The following is a 23,630-nucleotide window of genomic DNA, read 5'->3' as shown; positions in this document are numbered from 1 at the left end:
TTGGCTGGAAGAGTCCCAGTCGTTGGCTGAGTGCCGGATGCAGCGACTGTAGGAGCCACGCCCGGCGCTCCAGCAGGCCCCATGCCCCCGACCGTGGCTATTTAGCCGCCGGAGTAATAGCCCCAACGCAAGTATTGTCAGATCCCCGTCGTTGCTACGGAAACCCGCGGGTGGGGGGCTGGTGGAGAGCCGGGTGCGGCCCCTCACCTCGCCGCGCCATCACCACGCCCGGATCGCTTTGGAAGATCCGGAACGTCCGCCACCGCCGCACCGGCCTGCCGAGCCGACAACGGCATGGAAAGGCGCGGCGATCGGGTGCCGCACTCGCGCCCGGCCGGAACCAGCCCCCCACCCGCCGCCGGCAATCCTTTCGAAGGTGTTAGCACCCCCGCGGCCCAGCGGACCCGCAGACCAAGCCCGGCCCAGAATCAGGACTTCGGCACCACGCAGATGAACCGCAGGCCCTCGTCCTCGGCCGCGCGGAACTGGTGGAGCACCCCAGGGGCCACGTACACCACGTCCCCCGGCCCCAGGGGGTCGGTTCGCCCCTCCTCCACCAGGCTCCCGTGGCCCGCCACGACGAACACCTCGTGCTCGAACCCGTGGGTGTGGTAGGGGGTGTGGCCTCCCGGCTCCACGTCGAACACGCGCATGACGATGTTCGGCGCGCCCTGGGCCTCCCCGATCACGACCCGGATCGTCACCCCCCTCGCGCCCTCCATCTCGACGGGCTTCGCTTCGATGTCCTCCACGTTACCGATCCGCATCTCGTCCTCCTTATTCTGGGTTCGGGGCCTTCTCCCGCACGGAGCGCGCCTCGTCGGGCCGGCCGAGTTTTTCCAGGGCCTGGGCCCACCCCTCGAACGCCTCCCCGTAGCCCGGGTCGAGCTCCGCGGCCTTCTGGAACACGCCGCGGGCATTTTCGTAAAGGCCGCGGTCCATGAGCATGCGTCCCATCCGCACGTAGCGCACCGCCTTGGGATTGGGTTCGGCCCCCGACACGGGTCCCGTCCCGTCCCGAACCGCCGGGGCCGGCGGCACCCGTGGCTCCTCCGCGGGTTTCGCCTCGGATCCCGGTGCCGCAGCCGGCGGCTTCGCTTCCCCTCTCTCCTCGGCCAGCAGGGCCTCGGCCCGCGCCAGCCCCTCCTTGGCCCGGACGTAGTCGGGATCCTCCTCCAACGCCTTCCGGAACGCCTCCTCGGCCCGGGCTGCCATGCGGCGTTTCAGCAAAATCTCTCCCATCCGGGCGTACCGCTCGGCCAACCCCTTGGGCTTGGGCCCCCTCGGTTCCGTCGCCGCCTCGGAGGGGACCTCCTCCACCAGGCCGAGGGCGCGGAGGACCTCCTCCTTGAACGTATCCCGGGTCATCCGGGAGTACCCTTCCAGGAGGGCCCGAACGGCCCCCTCGGGGTCCAAAAGCACAAGCGAGGGCACGGCGATGACCCCGTAGTCGTTGAACACCGCGAGGCTCTCATCGACGACCACCGGGAACGAAATCCCCCGTTCGCCGAGCCACGCCGCGATCCGTTCGGCCTCCCCCGGCTCGCGCTCTTGGTGCTCCACGTTCACCCCTACGACCTGGAGACCGTGCTCCCGGTGCTCCCGGTACAGTTCCTGGAACTCGCCCAGGGCCTCCGCGCTCCGGGGACTCCACATGGCCCAGAAGACGAGGACCGTGGCCTTCTCCCCCAGGTGCTCGGCGAGCCGGAACGCCTCGCCGGAGGGGGTGGGTAGGGTGAAGTCCTTGAGCGGGTCCCCCAAGGAGGTCCGTTTGAACGCGGCCGCCGGGGATCCCAACAACAAGACCATCACGGCCGCCCACGCTGCCACACGCTTCATCGCCTGGCTCCTCGTTCTCGGTCTCCCCCCCCTTCCGTTGCATCGACCGGGGGCGTTTGCCATACTAGCCGACGAGGCAGATCTTCTACAAATCGGCAGTTTCCAGGTATGAAATGAACCAGCCGCTTTCCGCCGGCGATGACCCGTTGGTCATCGCCGGTCGCACCTTTCGGTCCCGGCTCCTCATGGGAACCGGGAAGTTTCCCGACCCCGCGGTCATGGCCGAAGCCCTGGCCGCGTCGGGCGCCGAGATCGTCACCGTGGCCCTTCGGCGGGTCGATCTCACCCGCCCCCAGGAGGACATCCTGGCGCATGTGGACCGGGATCGCTATCTGCTGCTGCCCAACACCTCCGGCGCCCGCACCGCCGAGGAGGCGGTGCGGCTCGCCCGGCTCGCCCGGGCGGCCGGGCTCTCCGACTGGGTGAAGCTCGAGGTCACCCCGGACCCCCGGTATCTCCTGCCCGACCCGGTGGAGACGCTGCGGGCCGCAGAGATCCTCGTGCGGGAGGGGTTCACGGTGCTGCCCTACATCGGCGCCGATCCCATCCTGGCGAAGCGTCTCGAAGAGATCGGCACGGCCACCGTGATGCCTTTGGGCTCTCCCATCGGATCGGGGCGCGGGCTCCTGACCCGGCACTCCGTGGCGATTATCATCGAGCAGGCCACGGTGCCCGTGGTGGTGGACGCGGGGCTGGGGGTTCCGTCCCACGCGGCCGAGGCCATGGAGATGGGAGCCGACGCCGTGCTCGTGAACACGGCGGTGGCCGTGGCCCGGGACCCGGTGGCCATGGCCGCGGCGTTTCGCAAGGGGGTGGAGGCGGGCCGCCAGGCGTTTCTGGCCGGCCGAGCCCCCGTTTCGAGGGAGGCCCGAGCCTCGAGCCCCCTGACCGGGTTCCTGCGGGACGACGCATGACGTTCGAGGCGTACTGGTCGAAGCAGCCCTGGGCCGAGCTGGTGGCCCAGGCCGAACGGGCCCGGGAGGCCGACGTGGAGGCCGCCCTTGCAGGGCGGGCCGTGGACTTCGAGGGGTTTCTGGCGCTCCTGTCCCCGTCCGCTTCCCGGTACCTGGAGCCCATGGCCCGCCGGGCCCAGGCGCTCACGGCCGAGCGGTTCGGCCGGGTGGTGCAGCTCTACGCCCCACTCTACGTCTCGAACGACTGCCTGAACGCCTGCGTGTACTGCGGGTTCAACCGCAACAACCCCATCCGGCGCACCACCTTGACGCCGGAGGAGGCCGAGGCGGAGGCCCGGGTGCTGTGGTCCCAGGGGTTCCGGAACCTCCTCGTGGTTTCGTCGGAGAACCCCAAGGTCGTCCCGGTCGGGTACTTCGAGGAGCTGGGCCGGCGGATCGGGCCCCTGTTTCCGAGCCTCTCCGTCGAGATCTATCCCCTGGACGAAACCGGATACGGCCGCCTCGTGGAGGCGGGGTACGACGGGGTCACGGTGTTCCAGGAAACCTACGACCCGGATCTCTACCGCCGGGTGCACCCGGCCGGCCGCAAGGCCGACTACGGCTGGCGGCTCGGGACCCCGGAACGGGCCGCCCGGGCCGGGATGCGCCGGGTCGGGCTCGGGGCGCTCCTGGGGCTGGGACCCTGGCGGCTCGAGGCGGTGGGGCTTGCGCTCCACGCCCTGTGGCTCGAGCGTCACCACTGGAAGGCCCAGGTCACCATCTCGTTTCCCCGGCTCCGCCCCGCGCCCGGCGGATTCCAGCCCCCCCACCCCGTGTCGGACCGGGAGCTCGTCCAGATGATGTGCGCCCTTCGGCTCCTCCTGCCGGATGTGGGCCTCGTGCTCTCCACCCGGGAGTCGCCCGAATTTCGGGATGGGGTCACCCGGATCTGCGTGACCCACACGAGCGCGGGATCCCGGACCGAGCCGGGAGGATACACCCGCCCCGGGGCGGCCGATGTGCAGTTCCAGGTGGAGGACCGCCGGAGCCCGCGGGAGGTGGCGGCGCGACTCACGCAACTGGGGCTCGAACCCGTGTGGAAGGACTGGGACGCGGCGTTCCGGACCTCGGGGGAAAGCGGACGGCTCCAGGGAGGAGCAACGACGTGACGGTGGTGGTGAACGGGCAACCGCGGGACGTCGCCGAGGGAGCTTCGCTCGACGCCCTTCTCACGAGCCTCGGCCTTTTCCCCGGCTCCGTGGTGGTCGAGCGAAACGGCGAGGTCGTTCGGCGGGACGAGTTCGCACAGGTTCGGCTGAAGGAGGGGGACCGGCTCGAGATCGTGCGGTTCGTGGGGGGCGGATGAACCCGGCCGCCGACCCCCGGGAACGTGCCCGCGCCGTGCGGGCCATGTTCTCGACCATCGCCCCCACCTACGATCTCCTGAACCGGATCCTCAGCCTGGGCATCGACCGGGGGTGGCGACGCGAGCTCGTGCGCCGCATCCCCGGCGGCGCCCGGAGGGTGCTGGACCTCGCGTGCGGCACGGGGGACGTGGCCCTGGAGATCCGGAAGCAGCGGCCCGGGGCGCGGATCTACGGCGCGGACTTCGCGCTCCCCATGCTCCGGGCCGGCGTGCCGAAACTCCGGCGCCGGGGGGCGGACGGCTCCATCCTCCTCCAGAACGCCTCGGCCGAGGACCTTCCCTACGCCTCCGACACGTTCGACGCCGCCACCATCGCGTTCGGCATCCGGAACGTGGCCCGCCGGGAGCGGGCGTTGGGGGAGCTCCACAGGGTGCTCCGGCCGGGAGGGGTTCTGCTGGTGCTCGATTTCTCCCTGCCGCGCTCCGCGGGCCTCGCCGCCCTGTACCGGGTCTACTTCCACCGGATGCTTCCGTTCGTGGGAGGGGTGATCTCCGGCAACTTCGAGGCCTACCGCTACCTTCCCCGGAGCGTCGAGGGGTTCCCGCCCCGGTTCCGGTTCGCGGCCATGATGACCCGGGCCGGGTTCGGGCGCGTCTCCTACCGGGATCTCACCTTCGGAATCGTGACCCTCTACGAGGCCACGAAGCCGACGCGAGAGGTAACGCGGTAGGCGGCCCGGATCGGCAGCCCCCGGCGTGGGCCCCGCGGCCGACAGCGCGGAATCGGTTTCCCCGGACACAACAAACGCCCCCCGACACGCGCGTCAAGGGGGCGCTCCGCCGCCAAGCCTCCCGGCCGTCAGTTCGGCTCCAGCCCGCACTCCCGGATCTTGTAGAGGAGGGTCTTGTAGCTGATGTCCAGGAGCTGGGCCGCCTTGCGGCGGTTCCAGTTCGTCTGGCGGAGCACCGCCGCGATCATGCGCCGCTCCGCCTGCAGCGCGGCGCTGCGGGCGATCTCCTTGAGCGAGATCACCTCCCCCGGCTTTTCCCCGATCTCGATCTGGTCGAGGGGATCGGGCGGAGCCACGGAAACGGCGGCCGGCGAGGCGGGGGTTACGTTCTTCGCCCGGAACTCGCTGAACAAGAACCGCTCGTCGTTCAGGATGACGAGCCGTTTGACGAGGTTCTCGAGCTCCCGCACGTTGCCCGGCCAGTCGTAGGACAGGAAATAGGCCATCAGGGCGTCCGACACCTCGGCGGGGCCGCGGCCGTACTTCTCCACGTACTTGTGGAGGAAGTACCGTGTGAGGAGCGGGATATCCTCCCGCCGCTCCCGCAGCGGGGGGATCCGCACGTTCACCACGTTCAGGCGGTAGTAGAGGTCCTCCCGGAACTCCTTGTTCTCCACGGCCTTGCGCAGGTCGCGGTTCGTGGCGCACACGATCCGCACGTCCACCCGCACGGGCTCGTTTCCCCCCACCCGGCAGAACTCCCGGTCCTGGAGCACCTGCAGCAGCTTCGCCTGGAGCGGGAGCCCCATCTCCCCGATCTCGTCCAGGAAGATCGTGCCCCCGTCGGCGTACTCGAACTTGCCGAGCTTGCGCCTCTGGGCCCCGGTGAACGCACCCTTTTCATACCCGAACAGCTCGCTCTCCAGGAGGTCGGGGGGAAGGGCCGCGCAGTTCACCTTGACCCACCGCCCCTGCCGGCGGGCGGACTTGGTGTGGAGGCGCCGGGCGGCGAGCTCCTTTCCGACCCCGCTCTCCCCCTCGATGAGCACCGTGACGTCGGTGTCGGCCACCGAGTCCAGGAGGTCCTTCATCGCCTGGAGCGTCGGGCTCACCCCCACGATGGGGTCGAGCTGCTCCTGCTCGGCGAGCTGGCTTCGAAGCTCCCGGATCTCCCGGACCAGGCGCCGGCGGTCCAGGGCCTTTTCGAGGGCGAGCTTGAGCTCCTCGGCCTCGAACGACTTGTCGATGTAATCGTAGGCGCCGGCGCGCATGGCCTCCACCACCGTGGCCGTGCGACCGACCCCGGAAAGCATGATCACCGGGAGTTCCGGGTCCCGGTCGCGCAGATGCCGCAGCGTGGCGAGCCCGTCCATGCCGGGCATCATGACGTCGAGCACGACCACATCGGGCGAAACCCCGTTTTTGAGCCGCGCCAGGGCCTGCTCCCCGCTCTCGGCGGTCACCACCCGGTATCCCTCCAGGGAGAGCAGGCTCTCCAGATACGCGAGGATGCCCGGATCGTCATCCACGACCAGAACCGTATACTGCGAGTCCATCGGTCCGACTCCCCTCGCCCCGCGGTGTCCCGGGGCTCCCCCGAAGGAACTCCATCCCTCCCGAATCGGGCCCGCCTTCCGCGCCGGTCCCCCTAGTCCCGGCGCAAACCCCGGCGTCCCCCCCTTTCGCCCCGGGTGAACCGACCCCAAACGAGCACCGGATCAACCTACACCGCCCGGCCCCTCCGTCAAGCGCACGCGCCGGGGCTCAGCAGATCCGGGGCAGCAACTCGCCGGCCGGCTCGTCCACGAACCGCAGCGCACCCAACTCCGTCCGGGCCACCACCCGGGTCGGCCCGCTCCGGACCTCCCCCACCCGGGCCGCCCGGCGGCCCAGGGGATGGGCCCGGAGCACCTCGAGGGCCCGGTCTGCGTGCCCCGCCGGCACGATGACCACGGCGCACCCCTCGTTCGCGACCTCCAGGGGATCGTAGCCCAGAAGGTCGCAGGCCGCCCGGACCGCGCGGGGCACCGGCACCCGGTCCTCCTCGAGCACGATCTCAACGCCCGACTGCACGGCGATCTCGTTTAGAGCCCCGGCCACGCCGCCCCGGGTGGGATCCCGGAGGGCATGGATCTCCACACCGGCGTCAAGCATCCGGGCCACGAGCCCGCTGAGGGGGGCCACGTCGCTCGTCACGTCGGCTTCGAACCCCAGGCCCTCCCTCCGGGAGAGCACGGCGATGCCGTGCCGACCCACCTCGCCCGTGAGGAGCACCGCGTCGCCCGGCCTCGCGGCCGACCCCGAGATCTCCCGGCCCTCCGGGAGCACCCCTACCCCTGCGGTGTTCACGATCGGGCCTCCGTCGGGAACCACCTTCGTGTCGCCGGCCACGATCCGCACCCCGGCCTCCCGGGTCCGGCGGGCCATGTGCGCCACGATCCGCTCAAGGTCCCGGAGCGGAAACCCCTCCGGCAGCACGAAGCCGGCCGTGAGGTACAGCGGCCGAGCCCCCACCATGGCCAGGTCGTTCACCGTGCCGCAGACGGCCAGGTCCCCCAGGTTCCCCCCCGGGAACTCCCAGGGGTCGACCACGTAGGAGTCGGTGGTCACCGCCAGCCGGCCGGCGGGCACCTCGACCCGGGCCGCATCGTCGAGGCCGGCCCCCGCCACGTCCCCCAGCCCCCGCAGGAACACGTCCCGAATGAGTTCCTTCATCTCCCGGCCGCCCCCCCCGTGGGCCCGGGTCACCACCGCCTCAGGCATACCCGGCCCTCCGGTACCGGTAGTGGGCCCCGCAGGCGCCCTCGGAACTTACCATGCACGCCCCGACCGGGTGCCGGGGCGTGCAGGCCCGGCCGAACAGGGGGCACTGGGCCGGTTCCCGGACCCCCCGGAGGACCTCGGCGCAGCGGCATCCCTCGGGTTCCCGCCCCTCGAAGCGCCGCCCTTCCAGAAACCGCCTCCGGGCGTCCCAGGCGGCAAACTCCGGCCGCAGATCGTACCCGCTCCCCTCGACCATCCCGAGCCCCCTCCACCGGGCGGGGACCCTCTCGAACACCCGCTCCAGAACGGCCCGGGCGGCCGGATTGCCATGGGCCGTGACCGCCCGGGGGTACGCGTTCTCCACCCGGGCCTCGCCCCGCTCCCCCTGCCGGAGCAACGCCGCCAGGCCGGCCAGCACGTCCGCCGGTTCGAACCCGGCCACGCAGCACGGCACACGATACCTTTCGGCCAGGGGCTCGTAAGCTTGAGCCCCGAGGACCATGCTCGCGTGGCCCGGGCACAAAAACGCCCCGATCCGGACCTCGGGGTCCTCCAGGAGCGCGGTCATGGCGGGAAGGATCGCCTTGTGGGCCGAGAGCACGGAGAAGTTGCGCACGCCCTTGGCCGCGGCCTCGAGGACGGCCACGGCCGAGGCGGGCGCCGTCGTCTCGAACCCGAGGCCCAATAGGACCACCTCCCGACCAGGCTCCCGTTGGGCGATGGCCAGGGCGTCGAGCGCCGAGTACACCACCCGCACGTCGGCCCCCCCTGCCCTGGCCGCCGCCAGGGTGGCGTCGCTCCCGGGCACCCGAATCCCGTCCCCGTACGTCGCAAGGACGACCCCCGCCTCGGTGGCCAGGTGGATCGCCTCGTCGAACGTCTCCACCGGGGTCACACACACGGGGCACCCCGGCCCGGAGAGCATGCGGACACCCTCCGGCAGGAGCTCCCGCAGTCCCATCCGGGCGATGGCCACGGTGTGGGTGCCGCACACCTCCATGACCGCTACGGGCGGCCCCCGGTAGGCCCGAATCTTTTCGAGGAGGGCAGACACAAGTTCGGGCCCGTTCGGGCCCGCTTCAGGAAAGGTCATCTTCTAGAATCTGCCGAAACAGTTCCCGGGTCTCCCGCGCCTCCCCGGGGTCGACCCGATGGAGCGCAAACCCGGCGTGGACGATCACGAAATCCCCCGCCTCGAGATCTGGGAGGAGCGCGGTGGACACGGTCCGGCGCACGCCCCCGAAATCCACCTCGGCCGTCCCGTCCTCCCGCACCTCGAGGATCTCTCCCGGCACCGCGACACACATGGGACCAACCTCTTTGGGGCAGGCCGGATCAGGAGTCGATCCGCTCCTTGAGTTCCTTCCCAACCTTGAAGTAGGGCAGACGCTTGGGGGGCACCTCGATCCGTTCGCCGGTCTTGGGGTTGCGCCCGACGTAGGCGTCGTATTTCTTCACGCAGAAACTGCCGAACCCGCGGATCTCGATCCGGTCCTCGTTAAGGATTGCGTTCTCCATGGCCTCGAAGAACGTGTCCACCGCCGCTCTCGCCTCCTTGAGCGGCATGCCACCCCGTTCCGACAGCGCCTTGATGAGATCCGACTTGTTCATGGCTCGGATACCTCCCAGCGACAGAGCCCCCATCCGGCCGCCAGCGCGGGGTCCGGAAGCAGGGGGTTCGGACTTCGACGGTGTCCCTTGGTGCCCCCGGCAGGGCTCGAACCTGCGACCCCAGGATTAGGAATCCTGTGCTCTATCCGACTGAGCTACGGGGGCCCGGGTTGGGTGGCCGATGCTAGATGGGCCAAAGGCGAAAGTCAAGCTGTTGAACACGTTAGAGAAAAAGTGATCCGAAGCCCTTGACGGGGCCGTCCCCGGCGCGTATATCCGCCCGTTCCCCTTGCCCGGGAGGCGACCGATGGTGGACCTGCACACCCACAGCACCTTCTCGGACGGCACGTGGCCGCCCCGACGCCTCGTGGAGGAGGCGCGCCGCGTAGGCCTCGCCGCCATCGGGCTCACCGACCACGACAGCGTGGACGGGAACCGGGAACTCCTGGAGGCCGGAGCCGAACTGGGCGTGGCGGTGGTGCCCGGCGTGGAGATCTCCACCCGTTGGGGGCAGGTGACCTTTCACCTCCTGGGGTACGGCATCGACACCCGCCTCCCCGAGGTCCGGCGCGCGTTCGCTCGTCTCGCCCGAAGCCGCGAAGAGCGGGCGCCGAAAATGGTGGCGCGACTTCGCGAGTTGGGGTTCTCGATCTCCCTCGAGGAGGTCGCGGCCGAGGCCAACGGCGCCCTCGTCGGCCGGCCCCACGTCGCCCGGGTGCTCGTTCGCAAGGGCATCGCCCGCGACCTCCAGGACGCGTTCGACCGGTTCCTGGGCCGGGGCAAACCGGCCTACGTGGACAAGGACCGTCTTTCCCCCGACGAGGCCTGCCGGATGATCCGGTCGGCGGGAGGAGTGGCGGTGCTCGCCCACCCGGGCCTCATCGAAGGGGAGCACCCCGGCGTGCTCGGCCCCCTCCTCGACCACCTGGTCGGGGCGGGCCTCGAGGGGGTGGAGGCGTACTACAGCCGTCACACCCGCGAGCAGCAGGAGCGGTACCGTTCGATGGCGGCCCGCAGGGGGCTTCTCGTCACGGGTGGAAGCGATTTCCACGAACCGAGCGCCGACGGCCCCCAGCTCGGCACCGGATTCGGGAACCTCGAAACTCCCGACGCCTGCGCCCGGGAGCTGGCGGCCCGGCTCAGGGACCGCCGGCCGGAACTCGCCCCCTACCTGGAACCGCTGACCCGATAGGCGTTCCGCGGACCCGGGGCTAGAGCGTGTCTTCCAGGAGAAACGTCACCCGGAGCGTAACCCGGTACTCCTGGATGGCCTCGTCCTTCACGCTGGCCCGCCACTCCGTGACGTGGAACCCCGTGATGTTGCGGAGGGTCTTTGCCGCCCGCTCGAACCCCTTGCGGATCGCGTCGTCGAAGCTCACCGGAGATGCGGCAATCAGTTCGGTTACGCGCGCCACGGCCATGGTCGTCCTCCTTTGGTGAGGGTTGGTGGGGAATCGCCGGTCGTGCCGGTTCCCGGCGGATGGGCCAAGGGGCCGGGCGGGCGCCCCGCGCGCCCCTTGAAAATCCTGGATCTAATATCGGAGCGCCGCGACCACCCCGCCGGCCTCGTCCAGGAGCGGATGCTCCCGGAAGACCGCCACGTTGCCGTCGCTGGCCAGCACCCCCCGCACCCACTCCTCGCCCAACTCCACGGCGTCCACGGGGGCTCCGCACCGGGGGCACCCGAGGGGGACCCTCTCCCCCATCTCCCCGCAGGCCGGGCACACCCATCCGGGACGCTCGAACGAGTCCAAAAGGAACAATTCGTGGACCCGCCCATCGCGAACGGCTTCGGAGACGGCTTCCACGCCGACGGCCCGGTCCCCCTCCCGGTCGAGCACCTTTCTCAGACGGGCGGTCGCGGCCTCGTCCCGGGCCCGGGCCAGGGCGGCCAGGGCCTTGGCCTGCACCTCCGGCAGCGGCTCGTGGGGATCGACACGCAACCGCGCCACCAGTCGGCCCTGGAGACGCCGCGGCACCTCCCGCTCGAACGCGGCCACGACCTCCTCGGGCCCGGCGACCGCGATCCGGGCCACATCGCGCTCATCGGTCCACTCGGCGAGCTTTTCGGCCAGCGTGCGAAGGTTGCGCTGGAGGTGCTCCTCCACGTGGCGCTGGAACCGCGCCTGGCTCCACCCCCCCTGTTCGTGCCGGCCCGGGAACTCCTCGTCCGAAAACTCCCAGGTCCGGGAAATACCGCCCAGGTAGAACTCCACCAATCTTCCGGCCTCCGCCCCCACCTGGACCAGCACCCCCCTCTCGCCTTCCCACAGCACCCGGGACGCCTGGCGGAGAAACGGCCGATCCCCGCACGCCACCTGGTCGCGAAACGGGATGTGGCAGCGGAGGACATCGAAAATCCCCCGGCCGTCGCAGGCAAACAGGGCGATGCCGTCGTACTCCTCGTCCCTCTCCCTCGCCACCACCTGCCGCACGTATTCTTCGATCCGCTCCCGAGTCCCATCGGTCATCTGACGCATCGGTTCCGGCATCTGCTGGGCGCACTCCCTCAGCTTCGATTTCACGAAGATGCGCACCCTCTCCCGCTCCTTTTCGCTCCCCCAGCGGGTGTTCAGGTACACCGTGACGAACCCTCCGTCCGTGCGTTCCAACTTCGCGAGATCCCGAATCTTCCGCTCCGCGCCCATGGCCGCCTCCCGCGTCGGATACCGTTGGAACCGTTCCTGTGGGACTGGGAGCCTAGCGGACCCGAGGAAGGTGTCAAGACGCGGCTTGCGAACCGGCCCCGGGGGTGCAAGAATCCTCGGGCCCGGCCACGAGGAGGCGGATGGTGCGCGTAAAGGTGAACGAACAGTACCGGGAGGTACCCCAGGGGACCCGGCTCGGAGACCTCCGGCAGGCCGTCAAGCCCGATGCCGACGTGTTGATCAGAAACGGGTTTCCGGCGGGTGACGACGTCGTCCTCGAAGACGGGGACGAGGTGGTTCTCATCCGGCGGGGTGAGGTCCCCAGTGAGGAGGAACTCGAGGCCCTCCTGGTGGCGCGGCACACCCCCGGGGTGCACGCCCGGGTCAAGGGGGCGTGCGTGGGGGTCGCGGGGCTCGGGGGCCTGGGCAGCCAGGTGGCCGTGGCGCTCGCCCGAACCGGGTTCGGCCGGCTCGTCCTGGCCGATTTCGACGTGGTCGAACCCTCGAACCTCAACCGCCAGCAGTACTTCGTGGACCAGATCGGGAGGCCCAAGGTCGAGGCCCTGGCCGAGAACCTTCGGCGGATCAACCCCTACGTGCGCCTGGACCTCCACCAGGTCCGTCTGACGCCAGAGAACATCCCGGAGATCTTCCGGGATTGCCGGGTGTTGGTGGAGGCCTTCGACCGGGCCGACCAGAAGGCGATGTTGGTGGAAACGGCGCTCACCCGGTTGCCCGGAACCTGGATCGTGGCGGCCTCGGGGCTGGCCGGCTACGGGCCCGCGGACGCGATCCGGACCCATCGGGTGGGGGAGCGGCTCTTCGTGGTGGGGGATCTGGAAACCGAGGCCCGGCCCGGCGTGGGCCTCATGGCCCCCCGGGTCGGGGTTGCGGCCCACATGCAGGCCAACCTGGTGCTCCGGGTCGTGCTGGGAGAGGAGGGGTAGCCCCGTGTCCCCAGCGTCCTATGACGTGGCCGTCGTCGGGGGCGGCATCGTGGGCGCGGCGGCGGCCCGCGACGCGGCCCTTCGGGGCCTGCGGGTACTTTTGCTCGAACGGGGAGACTGGGCCTCCGGCACCACCGGGATCGCGGCCGGGCTCGTCCACAGCGGGTTTCGCTTTGCCCGGGACCGCAAATTCCACCTGGCCCTCCAGTGCCTGCGGGAATGGGAGACCCTCCACCGCTCGGCCCCCCACCTCGTCCGGCCCATGGCCGTGCTGATCCCCGTGTACCGGGGGGGCGGGCTGAGCCTCCGCCGGATCCGATGGGGGTTCCGGTTCTACGAGTGGCTGAGCCTCGGCTCGGGGGGACCGCCCCGGCAGATTCTGTCGGCGCGGGAGGCCGTGCGAAGGGCGCCGGCCCTTTCGGAGGAGGGGCTCCTTGGCGCGGGGCTGTTCTACGATTTCCGGTGCCTCTTCCCCTCCCGGCTCGTGCTGGAGCACGTGCGCTCGGCCCAGGAGGAGGGGGCCGACTGCCACAACTACCACGAGGTGACAAGGCTACGGCGCGTCGCCGAAGGGTTCGAGATCGAGGCCCGGGACCGGGAGTCGGGGGCGGCACGGACGTTTCGGGCCCGCACCGTGATCAACGCCGCGGGCCCCTGGATCGACGAGGTGGGGCAAAGGCTCACGCCGGACTGGCCGGGCCGGGTGCGGCTTCTCAGGGGGACCCAGGTGTGGGTGGACGCGGATCTCGACGTAGCCCTGTGGCACGAGGGGTATCCCCCCTGCTTCGGCATTCCCCGGGGCGACCACGTGCTCGTGGGATGGGACCTCGCGGAGATCTCGGCCCCCTCGAACGGCCTGGCGCCCCGCCCCGGGGAACTGGCCGGTTGGCTCACCGAGGCCCGGCGCCGGATCCCCGGGCTCTTTCCCCACCCTTCCCGGCTCCTGCTGGCCGAGACCGGCGCATGGGCCGTTCCCCGGCGGGACGGAACCCGGGCGGGGGACCTCCCCTGCGAGTACGAGGCCGTGGAGGAGGGGGGCATGGGAGGCCACATCACCCTGGCGGGGGGCAACCTCACCCTGTTCCGGCGCCTGGCCGAGGATGGGGTGGACGCGGTGTGCAGGCGCCTGGGCGTGAACCGGCCCGGGACGACCGACCGCACCCCGCTTGCCGGGGGGGGCTTCCGGGATCAGGTGGTGTTTCGCGAAAATCTGGTGGAATGCACGGAGAACCTGCCGCGCATCCCACGGGCCGTCGTGGACCACCTGGTGGGCCTTTACGGCCGTAAGGCGTGCGAGGTGCTCGAACTGGGGCTCTCCAGCGAAGACCTCCGGGAGCGTTTGGGCCCCGATGCGAAGGACCACAAGGCCCAGGTGGTTTACGCCGTGCGGGCCGAGCACGCCCGGCACCTGGACGACGTCCTTCTGCGGCGGCTCTCCACGGGCCTCCGCCCCGATCGGGGTCTCGGGGTGGCCGAAGCGGTGGCCCAGGTGATGGCCCGGGAGCTGGGTTGGGACGAGCCTCGACGGCAGGAGGAGCTGGACCGGTTCCGGGCGCAGATCCGCGCCCAGATGGAAGCGGCGCGGGAGGCGTTCCGGTGACGGTGACCGACCTGGAACTCAGGGAACTCGCCCAGCGGGTCCAAACCGCCCGAAGACCGGTGGCGCTCACGGGGGCCGGGGTTTCGGCCGAAAGCGGAGTGCCCACGTTTCGGGGGCCCGACGGGCTTTGGCGGAGGTACAGGCCGGAGGACCTCGCCACCCCCGAGGCCTTCGCCCAGAACCCCGAGCTGGTATGGGAGTGGTACAACTGGAGGCGGGAACGGATCGCCCGGGCCCGGCCGAACCCGGCCCATCGGTGGCTGGCCGCCTACGAACGCCAGGCCCCCGCGTTCCTCCTCGTGACCCAGAACGTGGACGGGCTTCACGGGCTCGCGGGAAGCCGACGCATGGTGGAGGTCCACGGGAGCCTGTGGCGGGTGCGGTGCACGGCGTGCGGAGCCGAGCGGGAAGACCGCCAGGTCCCCCTTCCGGTGCCCCCCCGGTGCGAGGCCTGTGGGGGGCTCCTGCGCCCCGGGGTCGTGTGGTTCGGGGAGGCCCTTCCGGCCGAGGCCCTCACCCGGGCGGTCGAGGCGGTAGAGCGCGCCGACCTTCTGCTGGTGATCGGCACCTCGGCCGTGGTTCACCCCGTGGCATCCCTCCCGGGCCTGGCCCGTTCGGCCTACGTGGTGGAGGTGAACCCCGAGCCCACCCCGCTCACGCCGACGGCGGACCTCTCGATCCGATCCCCGGCCGGGGCACTGTTCTCGCGACTCCCCTTGCCAGACGGGACGCGGGTCAAATCCTGCGAGGCCAGAGACGGCACGTCACCCCCAACGAAGGGAGATCCCCCATGAAGAAAGTCTGGGTCGACGACGAGTGCATCGCCTGCGGAACCTGCGTGGACATCTGCCCCGAGGTGTTCGAGCTCGAAGGCGACGTGGCCACGGTCCGCTCCGACGCGGACCTCAGCCTTGACGACCAGATCGTGGAGGCGGCCGAGGCCTGCCCGGTGGAGGCCATCCACTACGAGTCGTGACAATCCCGGTTCCGGCAGGGGGCGGGGGCCCGCCGGGCCTCGGCCCAGTACACGAGGTAGATCCCGGCGAGCACGCCCAAGGCCAGCAGGGCCATCGCATCCAGGTTCATGGTCCACCTCCGCTGCGGGTGGGGGTTCGTGAGCCTTGGATGCAGGATGCCCCCCGGAGGTTTCCCCCGCCTTGACGTGGGTCAAGGGGGGGAACATCGGGGGCCGGATTCCCCCTACTCCCCCTGGGCCGCCCCGGAGGCGAGGAGCTCTTCGATCTCGCCCTCGGGGAGGCCGGCCTCCCGAAGCACCTCCCGGGTGTGTTCGCCGAGGCGCGGCGGCGGGCGGCGGACCGAGGGCGGGGTGGCCGAAAGCCCAAGCGGAAACCCGAGCATCCGCAGGACGCCCCAGCCCGGCACCTCCACCGGCCGCACCAGGCCCCGCGCCCGCCAGTGGGGATCCTCCTCCAGTTCGTCCAGCTCCAGAACCGGGGTGGCACAGCAGTCCGCCTCGGCCAACTCCGCCACCCACTCGTCCCGGGTGCGGGTGCGAAAGAGGGCCCGGAGCTCGTCCATCATCCGGTCCCGGGTCTCCCCCTCGGCGAACTGCGCCTCGATCCACTCGGGCCGGCCGATGCGGCGGCAGAACCGATCCCAGAACTGGGGCTCCAGGGCGGCGAGGGCCACGTACTTGCCGTCTGCCGCCTCGTACACGTTGTAGCAGGGGTATCGGCCCGTGAGGTGGAGTTCGTTCTCCGGCGTCCCGGCCTGCCGGTGGGCCCACCGGTAGGTGAGCCAGGTGGCCACCCCGTCCACCATGGCCGCGTCCACCACCTGGCCCCGCCCGGTGCGCTCCCGGGCGAGGAGGGCGACCAGGATCCCGATGCACGCGTTGAGCCCCCCGCCCCCCACGTCGCCGATCTGGAAATGGGGCATCACGGGCCGCCCCCGGTCGTCCCGAAGGAGCCCCAAGGCCCCCGCCACCCCGAGGTAGTTGAGATCGTGGCCCGCCCGGTCGGCGTAAGGTCCCTCCCGGCCGTACCCGGTCACCGAGCAGTAGACGAGCCGGGGATTCCTGGCCAGAAGTTCGTCCGGCCCGAGCCCCAGCCGCTCCATGACCCCGGGCCGGAACGACTCCACCAGCACATCGGCCCGGTCCACGAGGGCGAGCATCGCCTTGCGGCCTTCGGGGCGCTTCAGGTTCAACGCCACGCTCCGCTTGTTTCGGTTCAGGTGGAGGAAAAAGAGGCTCTCCCCCCGCACCACCGGGGCAAACCCCCGCATGTAATCGCCCCGGCCGGGCTCCTCCACCTTGATCACGTCCGCCCCCAAATCCGCGAGGAGCTGGGTGGCGAACGGTCCCGGAAACAACCGGGAGAGGTCCACCACGCGAATGCCTTCCAACGCTCCGGACATGACTCCTCCTTTCCCGTGACGTTTCGCCAGGCGGGTCGGCCTGCTCGCAGGAGCTCTCCGCTTTCGGCCGCACGTTGGACCGCCGCCGTCTGGACCACGGGACCGGAGACCGTGCCAGGTGGCAGACGACAGACGACAGAGGACAGGGGTGCTCTGACCTCTGACCTCTGAATTCTGGCCCCTGAACCGGCAGCCGCTCCCACGGGTTGGCCGACACGATGACGCCGGGATCCCGAATGTTCCTAGCCGCCTAGCCGCCTAGCTGCCGAGCAGCCCAGCCGCCTAGCCGAAATTACTTGGAAGCTCCCGTAAGGCGCGCGGGGCGCAGCCTGTTCGCCATACATTGACATGCGTAGGCGCCGGCGCGCAGGGCGAGGGGCCTCCCTCCGGCCGGGCGCGAGTGCCGGCACCCGAACCGCCGCGCAGCCCGATCTCTGGGCGGTTGATCCATCGCCTACCCGCCCAGACGCGGCGGGTTCGTGGTGCGAGCGACGGAGGTACTGCGCGGCTTTTTGCGGGGGCCGCACCCGGCTCTCCGGGAGGCCCCTTGCCCCCCAGGACGCGGGCGACGGGCCCGTGTCAGGCGGAAGCTCCGGTAGGCCGAGAGGCGGCCTGTTCGCGAGAACGATGACTTCCGCCCTGGCCACACGGCGGGCCGCCGCCGTCTGGACTACGGGGCTGGAGACCGCAGACCGACGACCGTGGACCGACGTTACAGAGAACACCTGCCCTTTGTCTTCCGGCCACCGGCTCCTGGACAACCAGAGAAGTTGCGGTAGGGTACCGGCTCCGAACCCTCGGGCCAAGGGGCGGGTTGCCAATGTGGAGCTTTTTGGTTATAGTTCAAACACGTCCCATCCAATATCAGGAGAGAAGCGACCATGTGCCAGAGCTACCGGAAACCCTGCGTCTGCGGGCAGCGCACCGCGGAACTCTTTTTCGGCCAGATGGTGCTCGACGAGGCCTCGGTGAAGGCCGTGTACTGCCCCCAGTGCTCCGCCACGGTGGACCCCGACCCGGTCACCATGGTGGAGGACAACGGCTGGATCCTCGAGCTCGACGAGGAAGTGATCCGGGCCTACGCCCCCCGGATGAACATGACCCCGGACGAGGTCACCGCGGAGAAGGTGTTCGACGGGGATTTCGTGACCTGGGTCGGGTTCAGCCCCGAGGACAACGTCCAACGGGTCCGGGAGCGGCGAAAGATCGAGGAGCAGTACGCCGGCGACCTGAAGGGCCACTTCGAGGCCCTCAAGAAATGGGCCCTCGACCGGGAACGCCGGTTCTACGCGGAGGGCTGGCGAAAGGCCCTCCGGAAAAAAGCGGCCTACGGCTAAGGCCCGAAGGGGGGGTCACCCTTCTCGAACTGGTGCTGGCGCTCGCGATCCTGGCGCTCGCCGGGGGGGTGGCGATCCCCTACTTCCTCTCGACCCTCCCGTCCCGGCGGGTTTCCGCCGCCGCCCGGCAGGTGCTGGCGGATCTGCGTGCCGCCCGAGCCTTGGCGGTGGAACGGGGTGTTCCGGCGTACGTGCGGTTCGACCCCGGGGCCAGCGCCTACCAGGTGCTTCGGGAGGCCGACGGGGCGCCCGGCCCCACGGCCGGCGACCCGGTGGAGCGGAGCGTCTCCCTCGGAAAGACCTACCGGAACGTCGTCATCGGGTCGCGGATCGCGGCGGATCCGGTGACGTTTGCGGACGACACGGCCGTGTTCCGGCCCCGGGGCACGGCCAACGGGGGAAGCGTCTACCTCCGGGCCGTGGGCCACGACGGGATCGAACGCAAGGTCACGGTGCTCTCCACAACGGGTCGGGTCCGCGCCTACGTCTGGAATCCTTCCACGGGGGAGTGGGAATGACCCTTCGCGGGTACACCCTGGTCGAGATCCTCGTGGCGATCGCCCTCTTTGCCCTGGGCGTCGCGGCCCTCCTTCCCCTGGCCGTGGCCAACCTGAGGGCCGTGGACGCGGCGGGGGTGCGCACCGAGGCCCTGGCGCTCGCCCGGGAGAAGGCGGAGGAACTCCGGGCCGTCCCGTTCGAGGAACTGGGGTCCGCGGTCCCGGGGGCCGACGCCCCGGGGGCCGGGCTCACCCGGGAGTGGGATTTCGCCTCCGCCCCGGCCTTGCCGGGGGACGGTTCGGATCTTCGGCGGATCGTGGTGCGGGTGGCCTGGGATCTTCCGGGCCGGGGAACCGGCGAGGTCGTCCTGCCGCTCGCCCGGGCACGATACTGACAAGAGGCGGGCAAGCCAATGGCTGGGGCAGGGGGCGGAAACCCGGCGCCAATAGAGGCGCGCAAGGAAATCGCGTGCGCATGGGGCCTGCTTCCGGCCGTGCGTGAGTGCGGCATCCGGCCACTGTAGGAGCCACGCCCGGCGCTCCAGCAGGCCCCATGCCCCCGATCGCGTCTATTTAGCCGCCGGAGTAATATCCCCCGGGCAGGAGGAGCATGGCGTCGCCGTAGGAGTAGAACCGATACCCGGCCTCCACGGCGTGGCGGTAGGCGGCGAGCACCCGTTCGGTGCCGCCGAAGGCGCACACCAACACGAGCAGGGTCGACTCGGGCAGGTGGAAATTGGTCACCAGGCCCGAAACCACCCGGAACCTGTGCCCCGGCCGGATAAAAAGGTCCGTCCAGCCCGATCCCGGTTCCACGCGACCGTGGCGCCCCGCGTGCTCCAGCACCCGGGTCGCCGTGGTGCCCACGGCGACAACCCTCCCCCCCTTGTCCCGCGCCGCGTTGACCGCCGCCGCGGTCTCGGGCGGCACCTCGAACCACTCCGCGTGCATCCGGTGGTCGTCGAGTCGCTCGGCCCGCACCGGCAGGAACGTGCCCAGGCCCACGTGCAGGGTGATCCGCGCGATTCTCACCCCCTTTCGTTCCAGTGCCTCCAGAACCCGGGGGGTGAAGTGGAGCCCGGCCGTGGGCGCGGCGGCCGAACCCGCCTTCTCCGGGCGGGAAAAGACCGTCTGGTACCAGGTCCGATCCCGGGGATCGGCCCCATCCCGCCGGATGTAGGGCGGCAGCGGCATCTGGCCCACCCGTTCGAGCCACGCCTCCACCGGCCCCGGGGCGGAGATCCGCACCCGAAACCGCCCCTCCCCCAAGGCCTCCTCCACCTCCACCCGGCCGTCAGCCACGGCGACGGAGGTGCCCTCCCGGGCCGGTTTCGCCGCCCGCACCAGGGCCTCCCACCGCCCCTCCCCGAGCCGGGTCAGCAGGAGGACCTCGGCCTTCCCCCCCGTGGGCTTCCGGCCCAGGAGCCTCGCCGGCAACACCCGGGTGTCGTTCACGACCAGGAGATCCCCCGGTTCGAGGTACCGGGGAAGATCCAGGAACCGCGCGTCCTCCCACCCCTCGGCCCCCCGAAGCACGAGGAGCCGGGAGGCGTCGCGGGGTTCGGCAGGAGTCTGGGCGATGCGATCGGGGGGGAGCTCGTACGTGAAGTCCTTGATCCTCACGGCGTGGAGCCCACCGGCGCGAGGTAGCGGAACAGCTCGCTCGTGGGCGACAGGAGGAGCACGTCGCCCTCCTTGATGCCCTCCCGGTAGATCTCGAGGCTTCGCATGAAATCGTAGAACTCGGGATCCTGGCCGAAGGCCTCGGCGTAGATCCGGGTGGCCTCGGCGTCCCCTTCGCCCCGGATCTCCTGGGCCTCCCGGTACGCCTTGGCCAGGATGATCGCCTTCTCCTTGTCGGCCTGGGACCGGATCTCCCGGGCCTTCTCCTCGCCCTCGGCCCGGTACTGGTGGGCCTGGCGGGTCCGCTCGGCCTGCATCCGGGCGTACACCGCCTTCTCGTTGGCCGGGGGGAGGTCGGCCCGCTTGATCCGCACGTCCACGACCTTGATCCCGAACTCCGCGGCCGCCTCCTCGGTTCGCCGGGTGACCTCGGCCATAATCTCCGACCTGCGCTCCGCCACGATCTCGAGCAGGGTGTACTTCCCGAGCTGCTCTCGCACCTGGGAGTAGATGATGTCGTCGAGCCGCGCCTGGGCCCCCCGCTCGTCCCGCACGGTCTGGTAGAACTTCAGGGGGTCCACGATGCGCCACCGGGCGTAGTTGTCCACCTTGATGTTCTTCTTGTCCCGGGTGATCACCTCCCGGGCCTCGGCGTCGTACTCCAGCTGCCGGGCGTCATAGGTGACCACGCTCTCCACCAGGGGGATGCGCACGTGGAGCCCCGGTTCCCGGGGCCCCCCCACCGGCTTTCCCAGGCGCAGCACCAGGGCCACCTGGGTCTGGTCCACGGTGAACAGCACCGTGCCCCAGGCGAGAACCCCCAGGACGAACAGGATGCCGAGGATGCGAAGGATGCGTCCCATCTAGTTCTTCTCCCCGGTGTTCCAGGAGCCCAGCGGCAGGAGCGGCACCACGCCGCCGCCCTTCTGGGGCTCGGCCAGCACGACCTTGGCGTTGGAGAGGATGTCCCGCATGGCGTCCAGGTACAGGCGCTTGCGGGTCACGTCCCGAGCACGGCGGTACTCCTTGAGGAGCGCCAGGAACCGGGCCGCGTCCCCCTGGGCCCGCTGGATCTGCGACTCCCGGTAGGCCTGGGCCTCGTTGACCAGCTTCTTGGCCTCACCCCTCGCCTTGGGGAGCACGTCGTTAGCGTAGGCCTCGGCCTCGTTCTTGAGGCGCTCCCGGTCCTCCCGGGCGCTCGCCACGTCGCGGAACGCGTCGATCACCTGGGCGGGCGGGTACACGTCCTGGAGCTTCACGTACTCGATCGACACCCCGGTCTTGTAGGCGTCCAGGATGGCCTGGAGGGTCTCCTGGGCCTCGAGCTGGATCTTGTCCTTCGCGTCGGTCAACACGTCGTCCACCGTATGGCGGCCCACCACCTCGCGCATGGTGGCCTCGGCCGCGTCCCGCACCGCCCCCTCGGGGTCCCGGACGTTGAACAGGAACTCCACCGGGTCGCGCACCCGGTACTGGACGATGAACTCGCAGGAGACGATGTTCTCGTCGCCCGTGAGCATGAGCGCCTCGGCCGGCACCTTCTGGTACCGCGCCGGGGGCCCCACGGTCACCGTGCGAAACCCCACCTCCACCCGGCGCACCTGGGTCACCTTGGGCTTGAGCACGGTTTCCACCGGGTACGGCAGGTGCCAGTGGGGGCCCGGGCCCACCATGTACGCGTACCGCCCAAACCGCTTGACCACCCCCACCTCGTCCGGGTTCACGATGTAGAACCCGGTGGCGGCCCATCCCAGGAGCACCAAGGCCGCGATCCCGGCGGCTAACCCGCCTCCGAACCACCGGCCGTACCGGTCCCGTAGTTCCCCCAGGATCTCGCCCGGGCTTTTCGGCCCGCCCATCTCGTCCTGCCAATCCATCCAAATCCTCCTCGCCGGAGTCCGATGACCGCTCGGTTTCCGAAAACCCTACCCGGCCGGCCCTCGGTCGTCAAACCGGCGGCGCGAGCAGGGCCCGCACCCGCTTGAGGTCCTCCCAGGCCTGGCGCTTGAACCGGGGCTGGCGCAGAAGGAACGCGGGGTGGTAGGTCACCACCACGGGCCAGGGGCCGGCGCTTCGCACCCCTCCCCGCAGCGCGGAGAGCGACCCCGACTCCCCCAGGATCGCCCGCGCCGCGTGGGCCCCGAGGGCGCAAATCACCCTGGGGCGGACGGCCTCGATCTGCCCCCACAGGAACGGCAGGCAGGTTTCCACCTCGTCCTCGAGGGGATCGCGGTTGTCCGGGGGCCTGCATTTCAGCACGTTCGCGATGTACACCCCGTCGCGCTCAAGCCCGATCGCCCGTATCATCCGGTCGAGGAGTTGGCCCGCCCGGCCCACGAAGGGTTCCCCCTTCAGATCCTCGTGGAACCCGGGGGCCTCCCCCACGAACAGGAGCTCTGCGTCGGGATTCCCCGTCCCGAACACGATCTGGGTGCGGGTGGACCAGAGCCGGCACCGCCGGCAGTCCCCCAGCTCCCGCCGCACCTCCGCCAGGGTGCGGCCCGGCGGGGGGCCCCGGGGCGGCCCCTCCGTTTCGTGCGCGGGCTCCCCGGGCACGAGCCACGCCCCCGAGTACGCGGCGAACCGCAGCGTTTCGAGCGCTCCAGGTGGCAGCGCCATCTTGTCCTTCGGCACGGCAACTCCCATGAAGGCCGGTGGGGTGCGCGGACGAAACGTTGCATTCTAGGGACCGGCCTGCGTACCCTGCAAGCAGATTCCCTGCGCCCCCGGGGCGCACGACGCCGAGGACGGAAACATCGCATGAAGCGATCCATACGGTCAGCGGCCTGGCGGTTTGGGCCGGCGGTCCTCTACATGGCGGTGGTGTTCTCCCTGTCCCACTCCTCGAGGCCTCCCCTGCCGCGGCTCCTATGGTTTCTCGGGGACAAACCCCTCCACGCCCTGGAGTACGTGCCCATGGGATACCTCTGGGCGCGGGCGCTAGGGCACGAGGGCAGGCGCGGGCTCCTGTGGGGGTTCCTGGCGGCCGTCGGGTTTGGGGCCACGGACGAACTCCACCAGTGGTTCGTGCCCCGGCGGCACCCGAGCTGGCTCGACTGGGCGGCCGACGCCGCGGGCTCGGCCGTCGGGGTGCTGGTGTGGGCAGGGGTGCGGCGGTTCTTCCCGTTCCGGCGGGCTCCCGTCCGGAACGCCGTCGTTCCCGCCGGCCCCGGGAACGGGGAGTACTACTAAGACCTTCAAAAGTATTGCCGGATGTGCTAGTATGAGTGCATGAAATGCAAGCGGAGAATAGACAATCGAGCGCTCGACAAAAAAGCTCAGGAAGCCTTGCGCATCCGGGTGGTGCGCCAGGTGCGCGAAGGGGTCAGCCCTGAGCAACTTGCCAAGGCCCTGGACATCAATCCGCGGACGATCTACCGCTGGATCGAGCGCTTC

29 protein-coding genes and 1 tRNA gene are annotated in these 23,630 nt (G+C 70.5%); 14 read left to right on the top strand and 16 right to left on the bottom strand.

The window, feature by feature from the left end:
• Positions 1 to 428: 428 nt before the first annotated feature.
• Complete coding sequence (locus tag ACY0I8_RS08435; protein WP_461394378.1) at positions 429 to 767, bottom strand: cupin domain-containing protein; 339 nt, start codon at positions 765 to 767, stop codon at positions 429 to 431.
• 10 nt (positions 768 to 777) lie between these two features.
• Positions 778 to 1,839 (bottom strand): redoxin domain-containing protein, encoded by a 1,062-nt coding sequence (locus ACY0I8_RS08430; RefSeq protein ID WP_461394377.1) that lies wholly within the window; start codon positions 1,837 to 1,839, stop codon positions 778 to 780.
• A 113-nt stretch (positions 1,840 to 1,952) separates the two neighbouring features.
• On the opposite strand from ACY0I8_RS08430, the gene ACY0I8_RS08425 reads away from it, so the two are divergent.
• Genes ACY0I8_RS08425 through ubiE form a run of 4 tightly spaced genes read left to right on the top strand, consistent with a single transcriptional unit; the run spans position 1,953 to position 4,829 of the window.
• On the top strand, positions 1,953 to 2,753 hold the full coding sequence (locus ACY0I8_RS08425) for a thiazole synthase (RefSeq protein WP_461394376.1): 801 nt from the start codon (positions 1,953 to 1,955) through the stop codon (positions 2,751 to 2,753).
• Complete coding sequence (gene thiH / locus ACY0I8_RS08420; RefSeq protein ID WP_461394375.1) at positions 2,750 to 3,901, top strand: 2-iminoacetate synthase ThiH; 1,152 nt, start codon at positions 2,750 to 2,752, stop codon at positions 3,899 to 3,901. The genes ACY0I8_RS08425 and thiH overlap by 4 nt, the downstream gene beginning before the upstream one ends.
• On the top strand, positions 3,898 to 4,098 hold the full coding sequence (gene thiS, locus ACY0I8_RS08415) for a sulfur carrier protein ThiS (protein WP_459942850.1): 201 nt from the start codon (positions 3,898 to 3,900) through the stop codon (positions 4,096 to 4,098). The genes thiH and thiS overlap by 4 nt, the downstream gene beginning before the upstream one ends.
• The gene (ubiE, locus tag ACY0I8_RS08410) at positions 4,095 to 4,829 is read left to right on the top strand and encodes a bifunctional demethylmenaquinone methyltransferase/2-methoxy-6-polyprenyl-1,4-benzoquinol methylase UbiE (RefSeq protein ID WP_461394374.1); all 735 of its coding nucleotides are present in this window, start codon (positions 4,095 to 4,097) and stop codon (positions 4,827 to 4,829) included. The genes thiS and ubiE overlap by 4 nt, the downstream gene beginning before the upstream one ends.
• Positions 4,830 to 4,957: 128 nt before the next feature.
• Here ubiE and ACY0I8_RS08405 read toward each other — a convergent pair whose 3' ends face one another.
• From ACY0I8_RS08405 to ACY0I8_RS08380, 6 genes are all read right to left on the bottom strand, one after another.
• On the bottom strand, positions 4,958 to 6,385 hold the full coding sequence (locus ACY0I8_RS08405) for a sigma-54-dependent transcriptional regulator (RefSeq protein WP_461394373.1): 1,428 nt from the start codon (positions 6,383 to 6,385) through the stop codon (positions 4,958 to 4,960).
• Positions 6,386 to 6,593: 208 nt separating this feature from the next.
• Positions 6,594 to 7,592, bottom strand: a complete 999-nt coding sequence (gene hypE / locus ACY0I8_RS08400; RefSeq protein ID WP_461394372.1) for a hydrogenase expression/formation protein HypE — start codon at positions 7,590 to 7,592, stop codon at positions 6,594 to 6,596.
• The gene (hypD, locus tag ACY0I8_RS08395; RefSeq protein ID WP_459942854.1) at positions 7,585 to 8,646 is read right to left on the bottom strand and encodes a HypD family hydrogenase formation protein; all 1,062 of its coding nucleotides are present in this window, start codon (positions 8,644 to 8,646) and stop codon (positions 7,585 to 7,587) included. The genes hypE and hypD overlap by 8 nt, the downstream gene beginning before the upstream one ends.
• 25 nt (positions 8,647 to 8,671) lie before the next feature.
• Positions 8,672 to 8,899, bottom strand: a complete 228-nt coding sequence (locus tag ACY0I8_RS08390) for a HypC/HybG/HupF family hydrogenase formation chaperone (RefSeq protein ID WP_459942855.1) — start codon at positions 8,897 to 8,899, stop codon at positions 8,672 to 8,674.
• A 28-nt stretch (positions 8,900 to 8,927) separates the two neighbouring features.
• The gene (locus ACY0I8_RS08385) at positions 8,928 to 9,203 is read right to left on the bottom strand and encodes an HU family DNA-binding protein (RefSeq protein WP_459942856.1); all 276 of its coding nucleotides are present in this window, start codon (positions 9,201 to 9,203) and stop codon (positions 8,928 to 8,930) included.
• Positions 9,204 to 9,291: 88 nt separating this feature from the next.
• Positions 9,292 to 9,368: transfer RNA gene (locus ACY0I8_RS08380), tRNA-Arg, on the bottom strand.
• 142 nt (positions 9,369 to 9,510) lie between these two features.
• On the opposite strand from ACY0I8_RS08380, the gene ACY0I8_RS08375 reads away from it, so the two are divergent.
• The gene (locus ACY0I8_RS08375; RefSeq protein WP_459942857.1) at positions 9,511 to 10,395 is read left to right on the top strand and encodes a PHP domain-containing protein; all 885 of its coding nucleotides are present in this window, start codon (positions 9,511 to 9,513) and stop codon (positions 10,393 to 10,395) included.
• A 19-nt stretch (positions 10,396 to 10,414) separates the two neighbouring features.
• On the opposite strand, the gene ACY0I8_RS08370 is transcribed toward ACY0I8_RS08375, so the two are convergent.
• Positions 10,415 to 10,624: a dodecin family protein gene (locus ACY0I8_RS08370; protein WP_459942858.1), complete on the bottom strand. Its 210-nt coding sequence runs from the start codon at positions 10,622 to 10,624 to the stop codon at positions 10,415 to 10,417.
• Positions 10,625 to 10,735: 111 nt separating this feature from the next.
• On the bottom strand, positions 10,736 to 11,851 hold the full coding sequence (locus tag ACY0I8_RS08365; protein ID WP_459942859.1) for a baeRF10 domain-containing protein: 1,116 nt from the start codon (positions 11,849 to 11,851) through the stop codon (positions 10,736 to 10,738).
• Between the two features lie 140 nt (positions 11,852 to 11,991).
• Here ACY0I8_RS08365 and thiF point away from each other — a divergent pair, with 140 nt between their 5' ends.
• From thiF to ACY0I8_RS08345, 4 genes are read left to right on the top strand one after another with little or no spacing between them, the layout of a single operon-like run.
• Positions 11,992 to 12,798: a sulfur carrier protein ThiS adenylyltransferase gene (gene thiF, locus ACY0I8_RS08360; RefSeq protein ID WP_459942860.1), complete on the top strand. Its 807-nt coding sequence runs from the start codon at positions 11,992 to 11,994 to the stop codon at positions 12,796 to 12,798.
• A 4-nt stretch (positions 12,799 to 12,802) separates the two neighbouring features.
• Positions 12,803 to 14,398, top strand: coding sequence for a glycerol-3-phosphate dehydrogenase/oxidase (locus tag ACY0I8_RS08355; RefSeq protein WP_461394371.1), 1,596 nt, complete (start codon positions 12,803 to 12,805; stop codon positions 14,396 to 14,398).
• Positions 14,395 to 15,192, top strand: coding sequence for an SIR2 family NAD-dependent protein deacylase (locus tag ACY0I8_RS08350; RefSeq protein ID WP_459942862.1), 798 nt, complete (start codon positions 14,395 to 14,397; stop codon positions 15,190 to 15,192). The genes ACY0I8_RS08355 and ACY0I8_RS08350 overlap by 4 nt, the downstream gene beginning before the upstream one ends.
• Positions 15,189 to 15,374 (top strand): ferredoxin, encoded by a 186-nt coding sequence (locus tag ACY0I8_RS08345; RefSeq protein WP_459942863.1) that lies wholly within the window; start codon positions 15,189 to 15,191, stop codon positions 15,372 to 15,374. Before ACY0I8_RS08350 ends, ACY0I8_RS08345 begins: the two co-directional genes overlap by 4 nt.
• Here the strand turns inward: ACY0I8_RS08345 and ACY0I8_RS08340 are convergent.
• Both ACY0I8_RS08340 and ACY0I8_RS08335 read right to left on the bottom strand, forming a co-directional pair.
• Complete coding sequence (locus ACY0I8_RS08340) at positions 15,362 to 15,484, bottom strand: hypothetical protein (protein WP_459942864.1); 123 nt, start codon at positions 15,482 to 15,484, stop codon at positions 15,362 to 15,364. The genes ACY0I8_RS08345 and ACY0I8_RS08340 overlap by 13 nt on opposite strands.
• Before the next feature lie 114 nt (positions 15,485 to 15,598).
• Positions 15,599 to 16,777, bottom strand: a complete 1,179-nt coding sequence (locus tag ACY0I8_RS08335) for a CaiB/BaiF CoA transferase family protein (RefSeq protein WP_461394370.1) — start codon at positions 16,775 to 16,777, stop codon at positions 15,599 to 15,601.
• 881 nt (positions 16,778 to 17,658) lie between these two features.
• Between ACY0I8_RS08335 and ACY0I8_RS08330 the strand changes: the two genes are divergently transcribed.
• From ACY0I8_RS08330 to ACY0I8_RS08320, 3 genes are read left to right on the top strand one after another with little or no spacing between them, the layout of a single operon-like run.
• Positions 17,659 to 18,114 carry a hypothetical protein gene (locus ACY0I8_RS08330; RefSeq protein ID WP_461394369.1) on the top strand — a complete coding sequence of 152 codons (456 nt, stop codon included), beginning with the start codon at positions 17,659 to 17,661 and terminating at the stop codon, positions 18,112 to 18,114.
• A gap of 32 nt (positions 18,115 to 18,146) precedes the next feature.
• Positions 18,147 to 18,632 (top strand): GspH/FimT family pseudopilin, encoded by a 486-nt coding sequence (locus ACY0I8_RS08325; RefSeq protein ID WP_461394368.1) that lies wholly within the window; start codon positions 18,147 to 18,149, stop codon positions 18,630 to 18,632.
• A complete protein-coding gene (locus ACY0I8_RS08320) occupies positions 18,629 to 19,006 on the top strand; it encodes a type IV pilus modification PilV family protein (RefSeq protein WP_459943276.1) in 378 nt (125 codons plus the stop codon). Before ACY0I8_RS08325 ends, ACY0I8_RS08320 begins: the two co-directional genes overlap by 4 nt.
• A gap of 178 nt (positions 19,007 to 19,184) precedes the next feature.
• Here ACY0I8_RS08320 and queA read toward each other — a convergent pair whose 3' ends face one another.
• The 4 genes from queA to ACY0I8_RS08300 form a co-directional block, all read right to left on the bottom strand.
• The gene (queA, locus tag ACY0I8_RS08315) at positions 19,185 to 20,234 is read right to left on the bottom strand and encodes a tRNA preQ1(34) S-adenosylmethionine ribosyltransferase-isomerase QueA (RefSeq protein WP_461394367.1); all 1,050 of its coding nucleotides are present in this window, start codon (positions 20,232 to 20,234) and stop codon (positions 19,185 to 19,187) included.
• A complete protein-coding gene (gene hflC, locus ACY0I8_RS08310) occupies positions 20,231 to 21,097 on the bottom strand; it encodes a protease modulator HflC (protein ID WP_459943099.1) in 867 nt (288 codons plus the stop codon). The genes queA and hflC overlap by 4 nt, the downstream gene beginning before the upstream one ends.
• Positions 21,098 to 22,111 carry a protease modulator HflK gene (hflK, locus tag ACY0I8_RS08305; protein WP_459943100.1) on the bottom strand — a complete coding sequence of 338 codons (1,014 nt, stop codon included), beginning with the start codon at positions 22,109 to 22,111 and terminating at the stop codon, positions 21,098 to 21,100.
• A gap of 70 nt (positions 22,112 to 22,181) precedes the next feature.
• Positions 22,182 to 22,868: a uracil-DNA glycosylase gene (locus ACY0I8_RS08300; RefSeq protein WP_461394366.1), complete on the bottom strand. Its 687-nt coding sequence runs from the start codon at positions 22,866 to 22,868 to the stop codon at positions 22,182 to 22,184.
• Positions 22,869 to 22,994: 126 nt separating this feature from the next.
• On the opposite strand from ACY0I8_RS08300, the gene ACY0I8_RS08295 reads away from it, so the two are divergent.
• Positions 22,995 to 23,426, top strand: a complete 432-nt coding sequence (locus ACY0I8_RS08295) for a VanZ family protein (protein ID WP_461394365.1) — start codon at positions 22,995 to 22,997, stop codon at positions 23,424 to 23,426.
• Positions 23,427 to 23,465: 39 nt separating this feature from the next.
• A partial coding sequence (locus tag ACY0I8_RS08290; RefSeq protein WP_461394379.1) for a helix-turn-helix domain-containing protein occupies positions 23,466 to 23,630 on the top strand: 165 nt, incomplete at its 3' end.

It is taken from the genome of Deferrisoma sp., from assembly GCF_054681715.1.
The sequence above is the reverse complement of the archived record's forward strand: the minus strand, read 5'-3'. Positions and strand labels throughout refer to the sequence as shown.